Below are 16,991 nucleotides of genomic sequence, written 5' to 3' on the forward strand. Positions count from 1 at the left end.
CGGGAAGGGCGATCGGGGCGTAAGTGGCAGGCGATTCACCTGGGGGAAACCCCGGGGAGGGGTTCAGGTGGGGGCGAAGCGGGCGGCCAGCTCCCTCACCTCGGAGGAAAGGTCGTCTCTCGCTCTTCCCCGGTATATGTCGACCATCCACCTTGCGATGGTATCCATCTCCCCGGGACCCATGCCCAGGTGAGTGACCTCGGCGGTGCCCAGCCTGCCCCAGGCATCGATGAAGATCCCTTTTTCTTCCAGTGAACGGCACAGCTTCGCGGCCTCCTTCCCCTCGAGATGCAATAGCACCTGGTGGGAAGCTGTGAAACCGCGTTCGGAAAAGCGCACCGGCAGCCCCCTTTCATGCAGGGAAGCCGCCAGGGAGCGGGCGTTTTCCACCACGCGGCGACCGTAGTCCCTGTCCGCCAGCAATTCCTCCAGGGCGATTCCCAGCGCCGCGATGCGGTTCACGTGGGGATTGTCGACCAGGGCGATCCCCTCCTCGAGATCCAGCTCCAGGAACCTCCTCAGGGTCACCTCCAGGGCGCGGTCGTTGACGAGGATGACGCCTCCCTGGGGACCGAACATGGTCTTATGGGTGCTGCCCATGAGCACGTGTGCTCCCTCCCTCAGTGGGTCCTGGAACTCACCGCAGGCTATAAGGCCCAGGACATGGGAGGCGTCGTAGGCAAGTAGGCAGCCGTGGCCGGTTTTCTCCAGCCCCCGTCTTATCGCCGCCACCGGCTGGGGGAAGAGGAGAAAGGAAGCGCCAAGGAAGGCGACCCGGACACCCTCGCGCACCAGGACCTCGACAGTTTTCTCCACGTCCACGTCCAGGGTGTTGCTGTCGGTGGGGATCCAGACGCGGCGGCGGTGGAATTTCTCCACCCCGAAGGGGTAGCCGCCGGAGGAGAAGGGGATGGTGGCCACCGCATCACCTGGGGAGGTGAAGGCGAAGAGGACGGCGAGCACGCACATGTTGCCCGAGATCGGTGAGATCAGTGCGTGCTCCGCCGCAAAGACCTCTCTTGCCAGCTCCTCGGTGGCCTCCACCACCTGGGCGGCGAAGCGGGAGCCACCGTAACCCGTGGCAACGTAGCGCCCGGAGAGGTCGCTCGCGAGCGCCATGCGCGCCGCCATTGAGAGGCGGTTCTCCGAGGCCACCAGGTTGATCCCCTCCGCCCGCAGCCTCTCGCTTTCCGCGACGAGGCACGCGACTTTCGCGGCCACGGGCGCCGTCACCCCCTCCGCCTCGCGGACCTCCAGGCTCTCCAGGGACTCCTCCATTTCCAGGAGGCGGGTTCCCAGGCGGGTGAGGGTCCCGTCTTTCCTGAGCCTGGAGGCCATGCCGCATGGTCCCCAGGCGCCGAGGGAACGGATCCTGGAGGAAGCGTCCATGAGAATGCCGCGGAGCTGGTCTACCATGTCCTCGATCTCCTGGCAGGCCAGCACGAGGTCCGTGGCGTCTTCACCCCGGCGCCTGCGATCGCGCATGCCCAGGCGGCACACCGCGTACCTTTCCAGGAGTGAGAAGCAGATTGGCGGCAGGCGGTGGAAGCCGTGGGGCAAGCCGGAGAGCCTTTCCATTCCGGAAACCTCGCGCATGCGGTCCCGTAAGGCGTCGTGGAGGTATCCATCCAGGTCGAGGCGGGTGCCGCGTTCGTGGCGGACCTCGTCGAAGATATGGGTAAGGGCGTCATTTATACGATCCAGGAGCCCTCCCGCGTAGAGCTCCACGGTCTCCTCGCGCAGCCTCTCCCTCGTCTTGAGCAGATGGTTGAGAAGCACGGTGGCGACGCTTCCGCCCCCGAGGAAGATGCTCAGTATGGCCACCAGCGTTTTCCAGTCCATTCCACCCCGCCTCCTTCTCCGACCGGGTTGAACGGGTGTGGCAGCCGTGGAAAATCCCGCCGACGCGACTGAGGATCCTTGGACACGGCCCCTCTATCAATGTAAACCATCGCGGGGACACGGCGAAGACTCGTCCGCGTGGGAATAGCGTGAGAGGCAAGGGCCTGGGCCGTACCGGAAACAACGGAAAAGGATTCAACTTGAACACATATATGTCCGAAGGGTGCTATGCGAAAGTGCAGGCGGGGCAAGAAAGCGGTCCATCAAGGGATGAAGGGAACGGGAGGCCCGGTTGCCCGGGCCCCGGAACCGACCGCGGAAAGCTCGTTCAACGGCAAAGGCTCATTCAACGAGCTTGAACATCTTCTTGGGGGCGCCGCAGATGGGGCACTTGTCCGGGGCTTCCCCCTCCACGGTGTTGCCGCACACCTGGCAGACGAAGTAATCCACCTCCTCGTTCTTGCCCAGGTTCTCCAGTGCCTTCCGGTAGAGGCCGGCGTGTATCTCCTCCACGGCGTTGGCGTTGGCGAAGGACATGTAGGCGGCGTCGTTCCCCTCCGCCTTGGCCTCCTCCATCATCCTGGGGTACATGGAGCGGAACTCCGCCGTCTCCCCCTCGATGGCCTGGCGCAGGTTCTCCTCCGTGCTCCCGATGCCCCCCATCACCCGCAGGTGGGCGTGGGCGTGCACCGTTTCCGCCTCCGCCGCGGCCCGGAAAAGCCTGGCCACCTGGGCGTAGCCCTCCTCGTCCGCCTTCTTGGCGAAGGCCAGGTACTTGCGATTGGCCTGGGACTCGCCGGCGAAGGCTTCCTTCAGGTTGTCCAGGGTGCTCATGTCATACCTCCTCGTTTTCCTTGCTCTGCCCTCATGCGGTTTGCGCCGCGTTTTTCCTGCCGGTAGTAAATATCTTATACCCGCGGACAGGGGAAATGATGCATGTCAGGCACGTTTCACGGCGTTTGGTGGCGTTTCCCGCGACACCGGAACCCCCGGGGCGGACGGCTTCCCACGCCCCGGGCACGGGTAAGCCCACCTCACGCCTGCCGTCGCCTCGCCCTCAGCCGTGGGGCGATCCCGCGCGGGTCGCGGCCACCGCGTTCCCGCGGGTGAGCCGCCTCATGTTACGGCCATGGAGCGTAGGGTATAAAAGTAAAGGAGGCTCAAGTAAAGGGGCTCGGAAAAGGACAGGGCATGGGGACGAGTGAGGGTACAGGAATAGCTGCACAGGCATGAATGCGGGCGACGCCCGCCCGGGGAGAGAAAGGAGAAGTCAAGATGCTTTCCGAGAGGATGCAGGAGGCGCTCAACGACCAGATGAAGTGGGAATTCTACTCCGAGTTCCTCTACCTGGCTATGGCCGGGTACTTCAAGTCGCGCAGCCTGGACGGCTTCGCGAACTGGATGATGGTCCAGGCGGAGGAGGAGAGGACCCACGCCATCATGTTCTTCAACTACATCGCGGACGCGGGAGGCAGGCCGGAGATCCGCGCCTTTGACCAGATGGAGAACGAGTACCCCTCGGTGACGGAGGTCTTCCGAGCCACGGTGGAGCACGAGAAGCTGGTCACACGGCGCATCAACGACCTCATGACCCTGGCCCTGGAGGAAAGGGACCACGCCACGGCGAGCTTCCTGGACTGGTTCGTGAAGGAGCAGGTGGAGGAGGTGGCCTCGCCGCAGAAGATCCTCGACCAGCTGGAGATGGTGAAGGAGGAAGGGCACGCGCTCATGATGCTCGACCGCGAGCTGGCCCAGAGGGTCTTCCGGCCCCCCGCCGCCGCGGCGGAATGAGGGCTCGGGCCGGCGAACGGCACAACAACCCCATGTGGCTGGTCTTCCATGTGGCTGGTCTTACGACCACCCGCCGCTACGCCGGAATCGGGACACGTTCCGGAAAAGATGCCGTATCGTCGCGGTGGGCGCTCGAGGTCATAAAAAGGTCGGGAGACAGCCCCTCGGCCGGCTGGCGGAAGGGGTGATGGGCTGGTATAAATGGCCGGCTGGCGGAAGGGGTGCGGGGCTGGTATAAATAAGGGGTCGAAGGACGCATCCGCGGGAAACAGGTGACGCACATCGCGGCAAGGCACGCGGCAGGTGAGGAAAGCGACTTTCCGGGACACGAGGCCATAATGAACGTACTTTTCGTCCACTCCGAGGAGGATGCCTTCTCGCCCGAAAAGCCCCTCCAGATCCAGGAACGCGTGCAGTTCGGGATCTCCTACATATCATCCGTGCTGAAGGGCGAGGGGCACCGCACCGGCCTGGTGGTCCTATGCCGCGAGACCCCCCATCTCCTGGACGAATACATAGAATCCTTCGACCCCGCAATGGTCTGTTTCACCTCCGTTTACGCCGAGTACCGTTTCCTTTCGCGGGTCATCGCGGAGACGAAGAGGAAGCACCCGGAGCTGTTTCTCGTCCTGGGAGGGGCGCACGCCTCGCTCGATCCCGACGGCTGCATGAAGGAAACGCCGCTCGACGCGGTGTGCGTGGGCGAGGGAGAGTATCCCGCACTGGAGCTGGCGGAGCAGCTGGAGGCGGGGCGCTGGCCCTCCCACATCCCCAACCTCTACATAAGGCGCCCGAACGGCGAGGTGGAGAAGAACGCGCCACGGCCTTTCCTCGAGGACCTGGACTCCCTCCCCTTCCCCGACCGGGAGATGTGGGAGCCGTGGGTCGCCGACCCCCACTCCCGCCCCTCGGTGCTGGTGGGAAGGGGTTGTCCCTTCCAGTGCACCTACTGCTGCAACCACGCCTTCAGGAAGGCTGCGCCCGGCAGGTATGTGCGGGTGCGCAGCCCGCGCAACATCGTGGAGGAGCTCGTCGCCATGAAGGAGAAGAACCCGTACTTCGCCGAGGTCTACCTGGAGGTGGAGACCCTCGGGGCGAAGCAGGAATGGGCCCTGGAGCTCTGCGACGAGCTGAGGAAGCTGAACGGGAGACTGGAGGTCCCCCTGGCCTTCGGGGCCAACCTGAGGGTGACGCCCAACGCCGATTACGAGGACCTTTTCGCGGCCTTCGCGGAGAGCAACTTCCGCTTCGTCAACATCGGCCTGGAGTCGGGGAGCGAGAGGATACGCCGCGATGTCCTCAAGCGCATCTATTCCAACGAGGACATCGTGCGCACGGTGAGGACGGCCCGCAAGCACGGTCTGCAGGTGGGGACCTACAACCTCATCGGGTTGCCGGGGGAGACGCCGCGGGATTTCCGGGAGACGGTGCGGCTAAACAGGGTCTGCCAGCCGGACTGGTTCCTGCTGGCCGTGTTCTTCCCCTATCCCGGTACCGAGCTCTACGAGAGGTGCCGCGAGCAGGGGCTGCTGCGGCAGGAACCGGACCCCAGCCTGGAGAGGAGGAAGCCGGCTCTCAGCCTGCCGGATTTTCCCAAGTGGAGGGTGGCTCTCCTGCGGGCATGGTTCCCCTTCCTCATCTACCGCGGCTACCGGCCGCTCAAGGAATGCCTCTGGCTGGTGGCCATGGCCGTCCTCTATTCGCACCGCTTCATGATAAGGTTGCACCGCGCCCTGAGGAACGGGCGCCCCGGCGGGAAGAAGCTGGCCTGGCCCCGCCGTGACGGGAAGGCGGCGGTCGGGAGCCCGTGAGTCCGGAAGGGCATGAAAGCAAGGGGGCAGGGGCGGAGAAAGGAGCGGAAGCCGGGAGGGCAGAGGTGGGCGGGAGAAAACGGCGGCGGCAGAAGGGAAAGCATGAAGGGATAGTATAATAAGCGGCGAGAGGAAGCGCTGAGAGCGGGGAGGTGAGTAAGGGGGGTGCCGGAACACGTCCATCAGCCCATCGGGGAAGAAGTAAGAAGTATCGCTGGATACTATATGGTCCTCGAGGAGGCCGTGTTACAATATAAGGGCCGCGAGGTCCTCTACCTGGTGGAGGCGGCCGCCGCCGACACCTCCTGCTGCGGCGGAGCGGGGATGGGATTCATCATGGTCCCCGGGTACGTCGTCGACCTGCGGGGACGCAGGAACGAGGAGGGTCTCTGGGTCTCGCAGGTGGAGCGCGTCGACGACGCCGAGGAACGCAGGGAGATAACGGAAACCCTGAAGAAAAGACACCCCGGCTTTCAACAGATAATGTTCGCGTGAGTGCAAGCCGGGGTCTGGCGCGGCGCGAGTCGTTCTTTCCAGGCAGCAAGGCAAGAGGGAAGGGAGGAAAGAGATGGTAGGCATCGGCTCCTTCGGCGGCTACGTCCCACGCTGGCGGCTGAACCGCATGCTCATCTTCGGGAGCATGGGCTGGCTGAACCCGGTGATCATCACCAACGCGCGGGGCGAGAAGGCCGTCGCCAATTTCGACGAGGACTCCGTCACCATGGCGGTAGCGGCCGGCATGGACTGCCTGCGCGGGGTGGACCGCGCGGACATCGACGCCGTGTACTTCGCCACCACCACCGCCCCTTACCGGGAGAGGCAGAACGCCAACATCGTGGCGGGCGCCCTGGGAGCGCGGGACGAGATCCGCACGGCGGACTTCGCGGGGTCGCTCAAGGCGGGCACCAGCGCCCTGCTCTCCGCCCTGGAGTTCGTGTCCTGCAACGGAGGCAAGGCGGTGGTGTGCGCCGCCGACAACCGGCTGGGGAAGATGGCCTCCACCCAGGAGATGGTCTTCGGCGACGCGGGAGCGTCCGTCATGGTATCCGACCGGGACGTAGTAGCCGAGTACAAGGGCAGCTTCTCCGTGTCGCACGATTTCGTGGACAACCTGCGGGGCGCCAACACCAAGTACAACCGCATGTGGGAGGAGCGCTGGATAAGGGACATGGGCTACGCCAGGTTCATCCCCCAGGTGGTGCAGGGCCTGTGCGAGAAGTACGGTATCAGCCCGGCGGAGTTCGACAAGATCGTCTATCCCTGCATCTACGGGGGCGCCCGCAAGAAGATAAACGGTCTTCTGCAGGCCGAGCCCGAGAAGGTGCAGGACGACATGCTGGCCACGGTGGGGGATTCCGGCAGCGCCCATCCACTGCTCATGCTGGCCGCGGCCCTGGAGAGCGCGCAGCCGGGGCAGAAGATCCTCCTGGTAAGTTACGGAAGCGGATGCGACGCTCTCTGGTTCGAGGTCACGGACAACATCTCCAAGGTGCAGGACGGGCGAGGCGTGTCCCGCTGGCTGGCCAGGCGGGCCGACCTGGACAACTACCAGAAGTACCTGGTATGGAGGGGCATGGCCCCGGCCGAGACGGGCATACGCGGCGAGACGGACAAGGAGACGCGCTGGTCCCTGGTGTGGCGCGAGCACAAGACCATCCTGGGGCTGTGGGGCGGCAGGTGCCGCAAGTGCGGCACGCAGCAGATCCCCGCGCAGCGCATCTGCATCAATCCCGACTGCCAGGCCATGGACGAGATGGACCCCGTCTACCTGGCGGACAAGGGGGGCAAGGTCTTCACCTACACCGGCGACATGCTGGCCGCGTCGGTGAGCCCACCGGCCGTTTACGGGAACGTGGAGTTCAACGGCGGCGGCCGCATGCTCATGGACTTCACAGACTGCACAGTCGAGGACCTCTCCGTGGGCATGCCCGTGGAATTCAGCTTCCGCATCAAGTTCTACGACCCCAAGCGCGACATCACCAACTACTTCTGGAAAGCCGTCCCGGCAACGGGGGAGGTGAAGTGAGATGGCCAAGGGAATCAGGGACAAGGTAGTCATCCTGGGCATGGGCTGCACCAGGTTCGGGGAGCGCTGGGACGCCGGCTCGGACGACCTCCTGGTGGAGTCCTTCACGGAAGCCCTGCAGGACGCGGGCATCGAGAAGAGGGACATCCAGGCGGCCTGGGTGGGCATCCACATCGACGAGGTGAACATCGGCAAGGGCGCCACCTATGCCAGCATGGCACTGCACACGCCCTTCATCCCCTTCACCCGCGTTGACAACTTCTGCGCCTCGGGGACGGAGGCCTTCCGGGGAGCCGCCTACGCCGTGGCCTCCGGTGCCTGCGAGATAGCGCTGGCCATCGGGGTGGAGAAGCTCAAGGACACCGGGTACGGGGGCCTCCCCGACAGCCCCGCCTTCGGACAGGAGGTGGTGATGCTGGGGCCCAACGCCACCGCCCCCGGCATGTTCGCGCAGCTGGCCACGGCTTACGCGGCAAAGCACAAGATACCCATGGAGAGGCTGAAGGAGGCCATCACCCACGTCTCCTGGAAGAGCCACAAGAACGGTGCCAAGAACCCCCGCGCGCACCTGAGGCGGGAGGTCAGCAAGGAGCAGATCATGGGCGCTCCCATGGTGGCCTACCCGCTGGGCCTCTTCGACTGCTGCGGGGTGAGCGACGGGTCCGCGGCGGCCATCGTCTGCACCCCGGCGGTGGCCAAGAAGCTCAAGCCCAACGACCCCCTGGTCAAAGTCAAGGCCCTGCAGATCTCGGTGAGCTCGGGCGAGGAGGCCATGTTCAACCGCTGGGACGGCGCGAGCATCATCACCACCCGGACCGCCTCGAGCAGGGCCTACAAGGAAGCCGGCATCAAGAACCCCCGCGAGGAGATATCCATGATGGAGGTGCACGACTGCTTCTCCATAACCGAGCTGGTGACCATGGAAGACCTTGGTATCTCGGCTCCGGGCGGGGCGCCCGAGGATATCCTGAACGGTTTCTTCGACCTGGACGGGCAGATACCGTGTCAGCCCGACGGGGGCCTGAAGTGCTTCGGGCATCCCATCGGCGCCTCGGGGCTCCGCATGATCTTCGAGGTTTACAACCAGCTCCTGGGGCGCTGGCCGGAGGACCGGGCGGTGAAGAACCCCAGGTTCGGGCTCACCCACAACCTGGGCGGCGTGCCCACCCAGAACGTCTGCTCGGTTGCCATCTTCGGCGTGGACTGAACCGGGGCCTGGATAACCTGCGGCTTTGATGACCCGGTCGTACGGGGGAGCACTCAGCCCGGACCGGCCGAGACCAAGGGGTTGGTCCGGGCCTCCCCCTCCTTCCGGAGGCCGCTCAGGGAGCGCGGCAGGCTTTCGTTTCCGGGCATACATCCAACGCCTTGCCGTCGGTCCCGTACTGTTAAGGCGACCCTGTCGGGCGGCGCCTGGGGGCCGTTCCCCGCGCCCCGGCAAGGGATAACCCGTGACATGGTAGATGATTCCACCGAGGCGTGCTTCGCCCCAGAGCCGAGACTCACTCGCCCCGGAATTCCGGCTCCCTTTTCTCCAGGAAGGCTTGCACCGCTTCCCGAAAGTCGCGGGTGGTCTCCGCCAGGAGGACCTGGTCGCTGTCCATGTGCATGACCGCCTCGTCCAGGGCGCCCACCAGGGCGTTCACGCTGCGCTTGATCATCTGCACGGCCACCGGGGCCCGGCGGGCATAGGACTCGGCCATCTCCAGCGCCCTCTCCAGGAGCTCGTCCGCGGGCGCCACCTCGTCCAGGAAGCCCCATCGCAGGAGGACCTCCGCGCCCAGCCTCTCCCCCGACATGAGCCAGCGCTTGGCCCTGGAAGGGCCTACCAGGTGGACGCACAGGGGGAGGCTCACCCAGCTCAGGGGGATGGCCAGGCTGCTCTCCGGGTATCCTACCCGGCAGTCGGCGGCTCCCATCCGGAGATCCAGCGCGGAAGCGACGCAGGCGCCGCCTCCCGTGGCCGCCCCGTTCACGGCGGCGATGGTCACCTGGTCCATTCCCCGCAGGGCGCGGATCATGCGAGGACCAAGGTGGAAGAGGCGCTGGCGGAGGAGGAGCGGGGCCGTCACGGATTCCGCGTGTTCCGGGTCCCTCAGGTCGATACCCACGCAGAAGTGCCTGCCCGCCCCGGTGAAGACCACCACCCGGGTCTCCGTGTCCTCCCGGAAGGAGAGGGCGGCGTTCTCCAGCTCCCGCATCATCTCCACGCTGAGGGCGTTCCCGCTTTCCGGGCGGTTGAGGGTGACGACGGCCACGTGACCCCTTCGCTCCACCACCAGGTTTCGATATGACACTGCCTCCACCTCCATTCCTGCTCCACGGGAAAGGACATGGACAGCAGAGATATACCATCCTTCCCGTGATCCTCACCCAGGGACGATGCTACGGCACCGAGTGGGATTCGACAAGGTCGGTGCCGTGCCGGGTTCCCGCGGCGTCGGGCAACACGGGCACCTGGGGGACGACGATGATGAACGCCCGCCCTGAGATACGAGGAGATCCGTCATGGAGGGAAGGAGGGTCCGTCATGGACGAGCAATGGGCTTTATCGTCAATCACCCTCAACGGAGCGGGAGATCAGCCTGCGGAGGCTCTCCACCATCTCCCGTAAGGCACGCTGCAGCCCCGCGAGGTCCTCTCCCTCGCGCACCGCGATATCCACATCCAGGTCGCCCTGCATGACGCGGCCGGCCGCCTCGGAGAGCTCCTCCACCGGCCGCGTGATGTTGCGCCGCAGCAGGAAGCCGAGGACCAGCAGGGAGAGGAGCACCAGGGCGACCAGGGAGACGGCGACGGTGGGTATGTAGCGTGCGGAGACCGCCTTCCGCTCGCCCTCGTAAAAATCCCTTATCTCGCCCACCTCCGCCCGTATCGACTTCACCCCCACGTATGCCTGCGTGAGCTGGGCGTAGGAGAAGACCTCGACGAAGATGATGTGCTCGCCCTCCAGCCCCAGTTCCGGGACGCCGTCTTCGAGGTAGAGGTATGGCGTCTCGTCGTCTATGGCCTCGAGCAGGTAGGAAGGGACCGGCCACTCGTAGATCATGGACTCGTCGTTGGAGACCACGACCGTGGACCCTCCCGGGATGCCCATGCCGGAGAGTATCACGAAGACCGCGTCCAGACCCAGCGCGCTGCGCTCCACCAGGTCGGCGCAGAACTGGTTGTAGAAGCGCTGGTAATCGGAGAACTGCTTGTTCACGATGAGCGAGTATTGCTCCTCGAGTGATAGCTCCCGCATCCCCTCCCGGACCAGCTTCTCGGTGATGACCGGGTCCAGCGTGTGCCGGATGAAGTCGGACTCGTTCACGAAATACGCGGAGATGCCGCGGATCATCTCGTCGGTGCCCTCGCTGACGAGGCCGTTCTGCCAGTGGTTGAAGATCGCGAAGCCGGCGAAACCGTAGGCGACGAACGCCACGACGAGAAAGACCGTTATCAGGAGCAGCGTGCGCCATCTCCCTCCGGCCGCCCTGTCGCTCTCCCGCGCCTTCCCGCCCGGGACGGCGCCCGCGCCGGGCTTTGCGGCAAGCTCATCGAGGTGGCGGGAGTCCTCCTCCGCGAGGGGCAGGAGCAGCATCACCTTGAGGTTGGTGACCATGGTGTTGAAGGCCAGCTTGAGCCCGGTGAACTCCTCGCCGCGGCGCAGGGGCACCTGCACGTCGAGGTCGCCGGACATGACCTCGCTCGCCGCGCGCTGCAGCTCCTCTATGGGGCCGGTTATCCTGCGACGGACCAGGAAGCTCATGAAGAGGTAGGCCAGGAACGACATGACCACGATGCCGATGACGCTCAGCAGGGCCAGGTTCACGTTCCCGTCGCCCCGCTTGTCGTCGCAGAAACGCTCGATGGCGGCGATCTCTGTATCCATGGGTTTCGCAGCGATGAAGCGCGCCGCGAGCCCCTTTCCGTTGAGGTCCACTTCCTTGGTGACGACCAGGTTGCGCCCGTCGGAGTCCCTTCTGAACGCCTCGTCCGTCCAGAAGTAGGTATCGCCCGCCCCGGCCTCGCCCAGGAGCTCCGCCGGCAGCTCGGGGAGGTCCAGCGAACCGCTCGCCGCCACCACCACTGCCCGGGGGTTGGATGCCGATGGGGGCACCACCAGCACGGCGCCCTGCAGACCAGAGAAGTCGGCTTCGACCAAGATGTCCAGCATCTTTTCCAGGTACTGCTGCCCCGCGGTGGCCTCGCCGCGCGCGGAGGCCTCGAGCAACGAAGGCAGGTCCATGCTCTCCAGCTTGTCCCGGCCCAGGCGGACGAGGAAGTCGATGGCGAAGTCCGCGTTCCCGCGCACCGTGTCCACGTGCATCTGGAGCAGCTTGTCCTTGTTCTTGCTCAGCAGGCGGCCGTGCGAGCCGCTGTATATGAAATAGGTCGCCAGCCCGGAGAGCACGAAGACGGCGACCAAGAGAAGGGTTACCTGGTAGAGGGTGCGGCTCCTCTTGCGCCGCAATCCCCGCGAGGTTTTCTTATCGCTTGCGCTTTCGGCCATGCCTTTCCCTTGCTGCTTCGCGAAAATTCATGCGCTCGGCATGCCAACGTTGTTCATAAGCTTATTTCGGACGCGGGCAGGATTTTCTTTATGACGGGGCCACCAGGGACCGGGAGGCACAGGGAAAGGAGTTTCATTAACGCCGGGGAACGCATTGGATATAATAACTTTGCTTTTCGTGTTCCCGCATTTATGCGGGGAGGGCGATTGGAGAGAAGGAGAAGAACGTAGGATGGACGAGCTGGTGAACCGGTGGATAGCCACGCTGGCACAGGTGCGCCTCATCCGCTACCTGAACTGAAACCAGGCCACTTTCGGTACCCTGGTAGGGTACCTGGGGTTCGCGGACAGGAGCGCCGTCAAGGCCGCCTGCCCCCTGGAGGGGGGAGCGGCGAGCGAGGGTTCCACCTGCGGGGTGGTGTCCGGGGGTTGCATGGCCCTGGCCCTGGGGCACCTGGCCGACCTGCTGGAGGGCGACGCCGCCAGGAAGGAAGCGCTCTACGGCCGCATGCGCGAATACGCCCTGTGGTTCGAGGAGAATTTCGGCAGCACGCTGTGCCGGGAGCGTTGCGGCGTGGATCTCACCAGGGTCGCCGGCTTCCTGGATTACATCCTCACCGGCAAGGTCTTCACCCGCTGCGTGGCACACGTGGGAAAGGCGGTCATGAAGCTCATCGAGATGGTCAACCGGCCCCTGCCGGAGGGCGAGGGAGCGGGAGATGCGTCACGGGTGGAGGGGGCGGAACCCGCCGGTAGGGCGGCCGGGTGCTGCGCGGCCGACGTCCTGCGGGGCATACGCGAGGCGACCGGGACAGGGAGCCTTTATCTGGAAATTTTATCCATATCGTTCGACGGGGGGATCGGGCTTTCCGGGGGCCTGTGTGGCGCCCTGGCTGGGGCTCTCCTGCCCCTGGGCGCGGTCTGGGGAATAGACCCGAAAGAAGAGGGGATAGCCGGCACGGTGCGCGCCTTCCTGCGCGGACACTTCAACCTGTACACGGGAAAGGGGGAGCGTGAGCTCTGGGCGGTGGCCAACCCGCTGGTGCGGGAATTCCGCCGCAGGTTCGCATCGCTGGAGTGCAGGGATCTGACGGGGCGTTCCTTCGCGAGCGGGGTGGAGCTGGAGGCCTTCGTTGCAGCGTCCCCGCGCTGCGCCGAGGTGAAGGAGTGGTGCCGGGAAAAGGCCGTGGAGGCATTGAGGGACGTGGGGGAAGGGTGACGAGGGTGCGAGCGTTCGGACGAGCGGGGCCCGTACGGGCGCGGCCCGTAAGGGTTGGAGAAGAACGAAACGGGAGCAACGAAGCGCCGGAAGGCAGGCGGATCTCGCGCCGGCGGGGAGCGATAGGGCAGGAAACGGAGGATAAGGAGGAAAGATGGCCGTAGCCATCATAAAGGCCGCCGGACCCGCAGAGGTGAAGAAAGCCCTGGACCTCCTGGGGGGGATGGAGAGGTTCGTTTCCCCCGGAGAGAGGATAATGGTAAAACCCAACATATGCGCGGCAAAGGGCAGCGAGACGGGGACGGTCACCGACCCGGAGCTGGTGGCCGAGGTGTGCCGCCTGGCAGCGGCGGCGGGGGCCGAGGTGGTGGTGGGAGAGAGCCCCATCCATCCCTTCCGCTCCTCGCGCGTCTTCCCCCGCGCCGGTTACGGGGATTTCCGGGAGCGCTACGGCTTCCCCCTCCTCGACCTGGACAGCCAGGAGAGGGTGGAGATACGCATCCCCCACGGGGTGGCGGTGAAGCAGGAGGTGGTGGCCAAACCCGTCCTGGAGTGCGACGGCATCATCAACATGCCCGTGCTCAAGACCCACCTCCAGACGGTGGTCTCTCTGGGGCTGAAGAACCTCAAGGGAGTGGTGCCGGGCAAGGACAAGCTCATCATCCACATCAACGGCCTGGACCAGGGCATCGTGGACCTCAACACGGTGATCAGGTCGCGCCTGGTGGTGGTTGACGCCCTGGTGGGCATGGAAGGGAGCCTGGGGCCCACCAACGGGAAAGCGGTGAGGGTGGGAGCCATCGTGGCGGGGGACAACGTGGTGGAGGTGGACGCCGCCTGCGCCCGCATCATCGGCCTGGACCCGCGGGAGGTGGCCCACATACGCCTGGCAGCGGACAGGGGCCTCGGCCGCCTGGACGGTTTCGAGGTGCTGGGAGACGGCATCGAGGATGTGCGACGGCCCTTCGAGCTCCCCGCGCACCCGGACCTCAACCGCTTCATGATCAGCGGCGTCTTCCTGAAGATCTACGATTTCCTGCGCAGGCCCCTGGACCGCCTGCTGGGCCGCACCCTCAGCGGGCGCTTCGGCGAGGTGAGGCTGGACAGGGCCAGGTGCGACGGGTGCCGCATCTGCGTGAAGGCATGCCCGGTGGAGGCGGTCACCATGTCCGACGACCTGCCCGCCATCGACACCTCCCTCTGCATAGCCTGTTTCTGCTGCGCGGAGGCATGTCCCCGCGGGGCCCTCTCCCGGGCATAGGAGAGAAGATGAAGCTGACCAAGAAGGCGTACGCCGTCATCTACGAGAAGGAGGACGAGCACTGGTGGTTCGTGGGAAGGCGCAAGGTCCTCGGCGCCCTCCTCGACCGGCTGGACCTGCCCGATGAGACCCGCATCCTCGACGTGGGCTGCGGCACGGGCGGCAACTTCCCCTTCCTCGCCCGCTACGGCGTGGTGGAAGGGTGCGACTATTCCGAGGAGGCGGTGCGCTTCTGCCGCCTGCGGGGCGCGGCGCCGGTGCGGGAGGCCAGCATATACGAACTCCCCTACGAGGACGGCTCCTTCGACCTCGTGACCTGCCTGGACGTCATCGAGCACCTGCGGCTCGACCTCCCGGCCTTCCGGGAACTGGCAAGGGTGCTCAGACCGGGAGGGCACCTCCTGGTCACGCTTCCGGCGAGGCCGGGTCTCTACAGCGATTTCGACTGCCTGGCCGGCCATCTGCGCCGCTACACCCTGGATGAGGCGCGGGAGCTGCTGCGGCGCAGCGGTTTCCGTCCCCTGCGCCTGACCTCGTACACCGTGCTCGTGCACCCGCTGGTCCGCTACTACATGCGGCGGGGCAACATCGTCGAGGGCAAGGGGAAATACACCTGGGGCATGGATACCGTCTTCCCGGCCACGCAGGGGCTGCTCCGCGCGCTCCTCGCGCTGGAGGCGCGCCTCATCTCCCGTTTCGACCTGCGGGGAGGGGCCTCGCTGGCGGTGCTGGCGCAGAAGGAACAGGCGGCGGCCTGATAGCGCGCAAACGCGTGTCGCCCGCACCTGCGGGGCATGCCCGCTTTTTCTCGATGTCCCCAGGGTCTTAACCGCCTGAGTTCACTTCATTTACCAGCGTGCGCAGAGTTTCTTCAGCCAGTCGCCGATGGCAGGGAAGACCTCCGTGGGGCCGTTGAGCCCCGCCACGAGGTCCACGTGGGCGGTGTTTGGGAAGCGCAGGAAGGAGTCCAGCCGGTGCCGGGCCTTGCCGAGGTAGAAGTTCTTGATGTCGTCGGGATGGGTGATGTCCACCGTGTTGTCCGCGATGACCAGGGCGGGCAGCGAGATGAGTCCCAGGTGGTCGCTGTAGTAATAATAGCCGTCCCCGGGGGCGGGTGCGGGGGGAACCGGCACCGTGGAATCGTCCACCCCGTTGTACCAGTCCTCGCGGAACCTCTTCGTGGCGTAGGCGGAGGAGAACTGCGCCACGGTGCGGGTGCTCATGCCGTCCACGGCGTATTTCAGGAAGTAGCGGTTCACCTCCGAGTGGATGTTGTTGGGGTTCGTGGAGAGCAGCAGGTTCAGGAACCCGAGGTCCGGCCAGTTGAGCAGCTGGCAGAAGAACCACAGGACCCTGTACAACTGGTACGTGTTGTTCGCGAACATGTCGAGTATGGGGTTGAGCCACCTCAGGTTGAGATACCAGCGATCGCGCAGCACCTGGAAGATGACGGGGTCGAAGGCGGCGTTCACGCCCGTCGTGCCCATGGGCCCGTCCAGCACCACCAGCCCCTTCAGTGACTGTCTGCCGCGGCCGGCGTTACGCTCCCTCACCAGGGCGGGGTCGGAGACCACGTGCGGGTCGGGTGCGTCCTCGTATCTGGCGCCCTGCAGGAAGATGTAGGCCATACTCGATCCCATACTGTGGCCGATGTAGACGGGGTGCCTCCTGGTCACCTCGTAGACCTTCTCCACGGCGGCCGGCACGTCGTACACGCCCAGGTCGTCGATGGAATAACCCCCCATGCCGCCGCTGACGTAAGACCCCTTGCCCTCGCCGCGGTAGTTGACCAGCCACACGTCGTAACCCTGGTTCCAGAGGTAGTGGGCGAGGCTGTAATAGCGCATGGGGTCGCGCGCGATGTACGGGTCGCCCTGCGCCCAGGGAGCGAGGGTGGAGGGCAGCTTAACGTTGTATCTCTCGCCCGGCGGGGTGCACACGTCGAACTCGTTCATGTTGCTGAGAAGCCCGGGCATGAGGATGACGGGCTGCCTCCCCTTGCGGAAAGGCGCCTGCGGGTCCGGGCGGTAGCGTTTCAGGGCCAGGTCCACCCCGTCGGCGGTACGCGCCGTGTAACGGTCGCTTTCCTGCGTTGCGCCCGCCAGGGAAGGCGGGGCGGCGGACAGGGCGAGCAGGAAGGCGACGACGAGAAAAGCGGTGATGTTCAGTGCGCTCTTCTTCATGGTGATCCCCCCAAGATGCCGATAGCCTCGCGTTTTCAATCGTTTTTCCGTCGGGTGCCATCCCCCAACCGCGGCGTCGGCAGAAGCCGGGCGCGAGGTGGTGAACATAAACCCCTACCTTAATATAGTGGCCCATCGCGCAGAGGACAAGGTGTCCCGGTGGGCGAGCTAGGCGATGCATCACGCGCCGGGCAGGTGGGAAGCCCCGTGTACGCTGGAGGATTACCCATGGCGTTGGCAAGCAAGAGGCGCAAGCGGGCACGATGCGCGCAAGAGTACAACGCAAGCACGTTGCTTATTTATATATAAAGTAGCGAGCTATAGTTAAGATATTTACAATCCCGCGCGAAAGTTATAGGATGT

The 16,991-nt window shown here is 65.3% G+C and carries 13 protein-coding genes; 8 read left to right on the plus strand and 5 right to left on the minus strand.

Annotation, left to right across the window (positions count from 1 at the left end; translation table 11 throughout):
• Positions 1-63 precede the first annotated feature (63 nt).
• Together H5T73_10905 and H5T73_10910 are read right to left on the minus strand one after the other, a co-directional pair.
• Positions 64-1,842, minus strand: a complete 1,779-nt coding sequence (locus tag H5T73_10905) for a hypothetical protein (protein MBC7248269.1) — start codon at positions 1,840-1,842, stop codon at positions 64-66.
• 342 nt (positions 1,843-2,184) lie between these two features.
• A complete protein-coding gene (locus H5T73_10910) occupies positions 2,185-2,676 on the minus strand; it encodes a rubrerythrin family protein (protein MBC7248270.1) in 492 nt (163 codons plus the stop codon).
• Positions 2,677-3,117: 441 nt separating this feature from the next.
• On the opposite strand from H5T73_10910, the gene H5T73_10915 reads away from it, so the two are divergent.
• The 5 genes from H5T73_10915 (at position 3,118) to H5T73_10935 (ending at position 8,677) form a co-directional block, all read left to right on the plus strand.
• On the plus strand, positions 3,118-3,633 hold the full coding sequence (locus H5T73_10915) for a ferritin (GenBank protein MBC7248271.1): 516 nt from the start codon (positions 3,118-3,120) through the stop codon (positions 3,631-3,633).
• 338 nt (positions 3,634-3,971) lie between these two features.
• Complete coding sequence (locus H5T73_10920) at positions 3,972-5,444, plus strand: radical SAM protein (protein ID MBC7248272.1); 1,473 nt, start codon at positions 3,972-3,974, stop codon at positions 5,442-5,444.
• Between the two features lie 243 nt (positions 5,445-5,687).
• Positions 5,688-5,939, plus strand: a complete 252-nt coding sequence (locus tag H5T73_10925; GenBank protein MBC7248273.1) for a hypothetical protein — start codon at positions 5,688-5,690, stop codon at positions 5,937-5,939.
• Between the two features lie 73 nt (positions 5,940-6,012).
• On the plus strand, positions 6,013-7,470 hold the full coding sequence (locus tag H5T73_10930) for an OB-fold domain-containing protein (GenBank protein MBC7248274.1): 1,458 nt from the start codon (positions 6,013-6,015) through the stop codon (positions 7,468-7,470).
• Position 7,471: 1 nt separating this feature from the next.
• The gene (locus H5T73_10935; GenBank protein ID MBC7248275.1) at positions 7,472-8,677 is read left to right on the plus strand and encodes an acetyl-CoA acetyltransferase; all 1,206 of its coding nucleotides are present in this window, start codon (positions 7,472-7,474) and stop codon (positions 8,675-8,677) included.
• A 295-nt stretch (positions 8,678-8,972) separates the two neighbouring features.
• Here H5T73_10935 and H5T73_10940 read toward each other — a convergent pair whose 3' ends face one another.
• A complete protein-coding gene (locus tag H5T73_10940) occupies positions 8,973-9,782 on the minus strand; it encodes an enoyl-CoA hydratase/isomerase family protein (protein ID MBC7248276.1) in 810 nt (269 codons plus the stop codon).
• Between the two features lie 242 nt (positions 9,783-10,024).
• Entirely contained in the window at positions 10,025-11,965 is a 1,941-nt protein-coding gene (locus tag H5T73_10945; protein ID MBC7248277.1) for a HAMP domain-containing protein, read from the minus strand.
• Between the two features lie 418 nt (positions 11,966-12,383).
• Here H5T73_10945 and H5T73_10950 point away from each other — a divergent pair, with 418 nt between their 5' ends.
• The 3 genes from H5T73_10950 to H5T73_10960 all read left to right on the plus strand — a co-directional run bounded on the left by H5T73_10950 (position 12,384) and on the right by H5T73_10960 (position 15,203).
• The gene (locus H5T73_10950; protein ID MBC7248278.1) at positions 12,384-13,184 is read left to right on the plus strand and encodes a C_GCAxxG_C_C family protein; all 801 of its coding nucleotides are present in this window, start codon (positions 12,384-12,386) and stop codon (positions 13,182-13,184) included.
• Positions 13,185-13,338: 154 nt separating this feature from the next.
• Positions 13,339-14,445, plus strand: coding sequence for a DUF362 domain-containing protein (locus H5T73_10955; protein MBC7248279.1), 1,107 nt, complete (start codon positions 13,339-13,341; stop codon positions 14,443-14,445).
• Between the two features lie 8 nt (positions 14,446-14,453).
• On the plus strand, positions 14,454-15,203 hold the full coding sequence (locus H5T73_10960; protein ID MBC7248280.1) for a class I SAM-dependent methyltransferase: 750 nt from the start codon (positions 14,454-14,456) through the stop codon (positions 15,201-15,203).
• Between the two features lie 90 nt (positions 15,204-15,293).
• Here the strand turns inward: H5T73_10960 and H5T73_10965 are convergent, their stop codons facing one another.
• Positions 15,294-16,628 (minus strand): alpha/beta hydrolase, encoded by a 1,335-nt coding sequence (locus tag H5T73_10965; protein MBC7248281.1) that lies wholly within the window; start codon positions 16,626-16,628, stop codon positions 15,294-15,296.
• Between the last annotated feature and the right edge of the window lie 363 nt (positions 16,629-16,991).

The organism is Actinomycetota bacterium, from assembly GCA_014360655.1.
Lineage (GTDB): Bacteria > Actinomycetota > Geothermincolia > Geothermincolales > RBG-13-55-18 > JACIXC01.

Excerpts from the sequence above, each read along its gene's own strand:
- H5T73_10905 (MBC7248269.1), bottom strand. The coding sequence starts at position 1,842 with ATGGACTGGAAAACGCTGGTGGCCATACTGAGCATCTTCCTCGGGGGC.
- H5T73_10910 (MBC7248270.1), bottom strand. The coding sequence starts at position 2,676 with ATGAGCACCCTGGACAACCTGAAGGAAGCCTTCGCCGGCGAGTCCCAG.
- H5T73_10915 (MBC7248271.1), top strand. The coding sequence starts at position 3,118 with ATGCTTTCCGAGAGGATGCAGGAGGCGCTCAACGACCAGATGAAGTGG.
- H5T73_10920 (MBC7248272.1), top strand. The coding sequence starts at position 3,972 with ATGAACGTACTTTTCGTCCACTCCGAGGAGGATGCCTTCTCGCCCGAA.
- H5T73_10930 (MBC7248274.1), top strand. The coding sequence starts at position 6,013 with ATGGTAGGCATCGGCTCCTTCGGCGGCTACGTCCCACGCTGGCGGCTG.
- H5T73_10935 (MBC7248275.1), top strand. The coding sequence starts at position 7,472 with ATGGCCAAGGGAATCAGGGACAAGGTAGTCATCCTGGGCATGGGCTGC.
- H5T73_10940 (MBC7248276.1), bottom strand. The coding sequence starts at position 9,782 with ATGGAGGTGGAGGCAGTGTCATATCGAAACCTGGTGGTGGAGCGAAGG.
- H5T73_10945 (MBC7248277.1), bottom strand. The coding sequence starts at position 11,965 with ATGGCCGAAAGCGCAAGCGATAAGAAAACCTCGCGGGGATTGCGGCGC.
- H5T73_10955 (MBC7248279.1), top strand. The coding sequence starts at position 13,339 with ATGGCCGTAGCCATCATAAAGGCCGCCGGACCCGCAGAGGTGAAGAAA.
- H5T73_10960 (MBC7248280.1), top strand. The coding sequence starts at position 14,454 with ATGAAGCTGACCAAGAAGGCGTACGCCGTCATCTACGAGAAGGAGGAC.
- H5T73_10965 (MBC7248281.1), bottom strand. The coding sequence starts at position 16,628 with ATGAAGAAGAGCGCACTGAACATCACCGCTTTTCTCGTCGTCGCCTTC.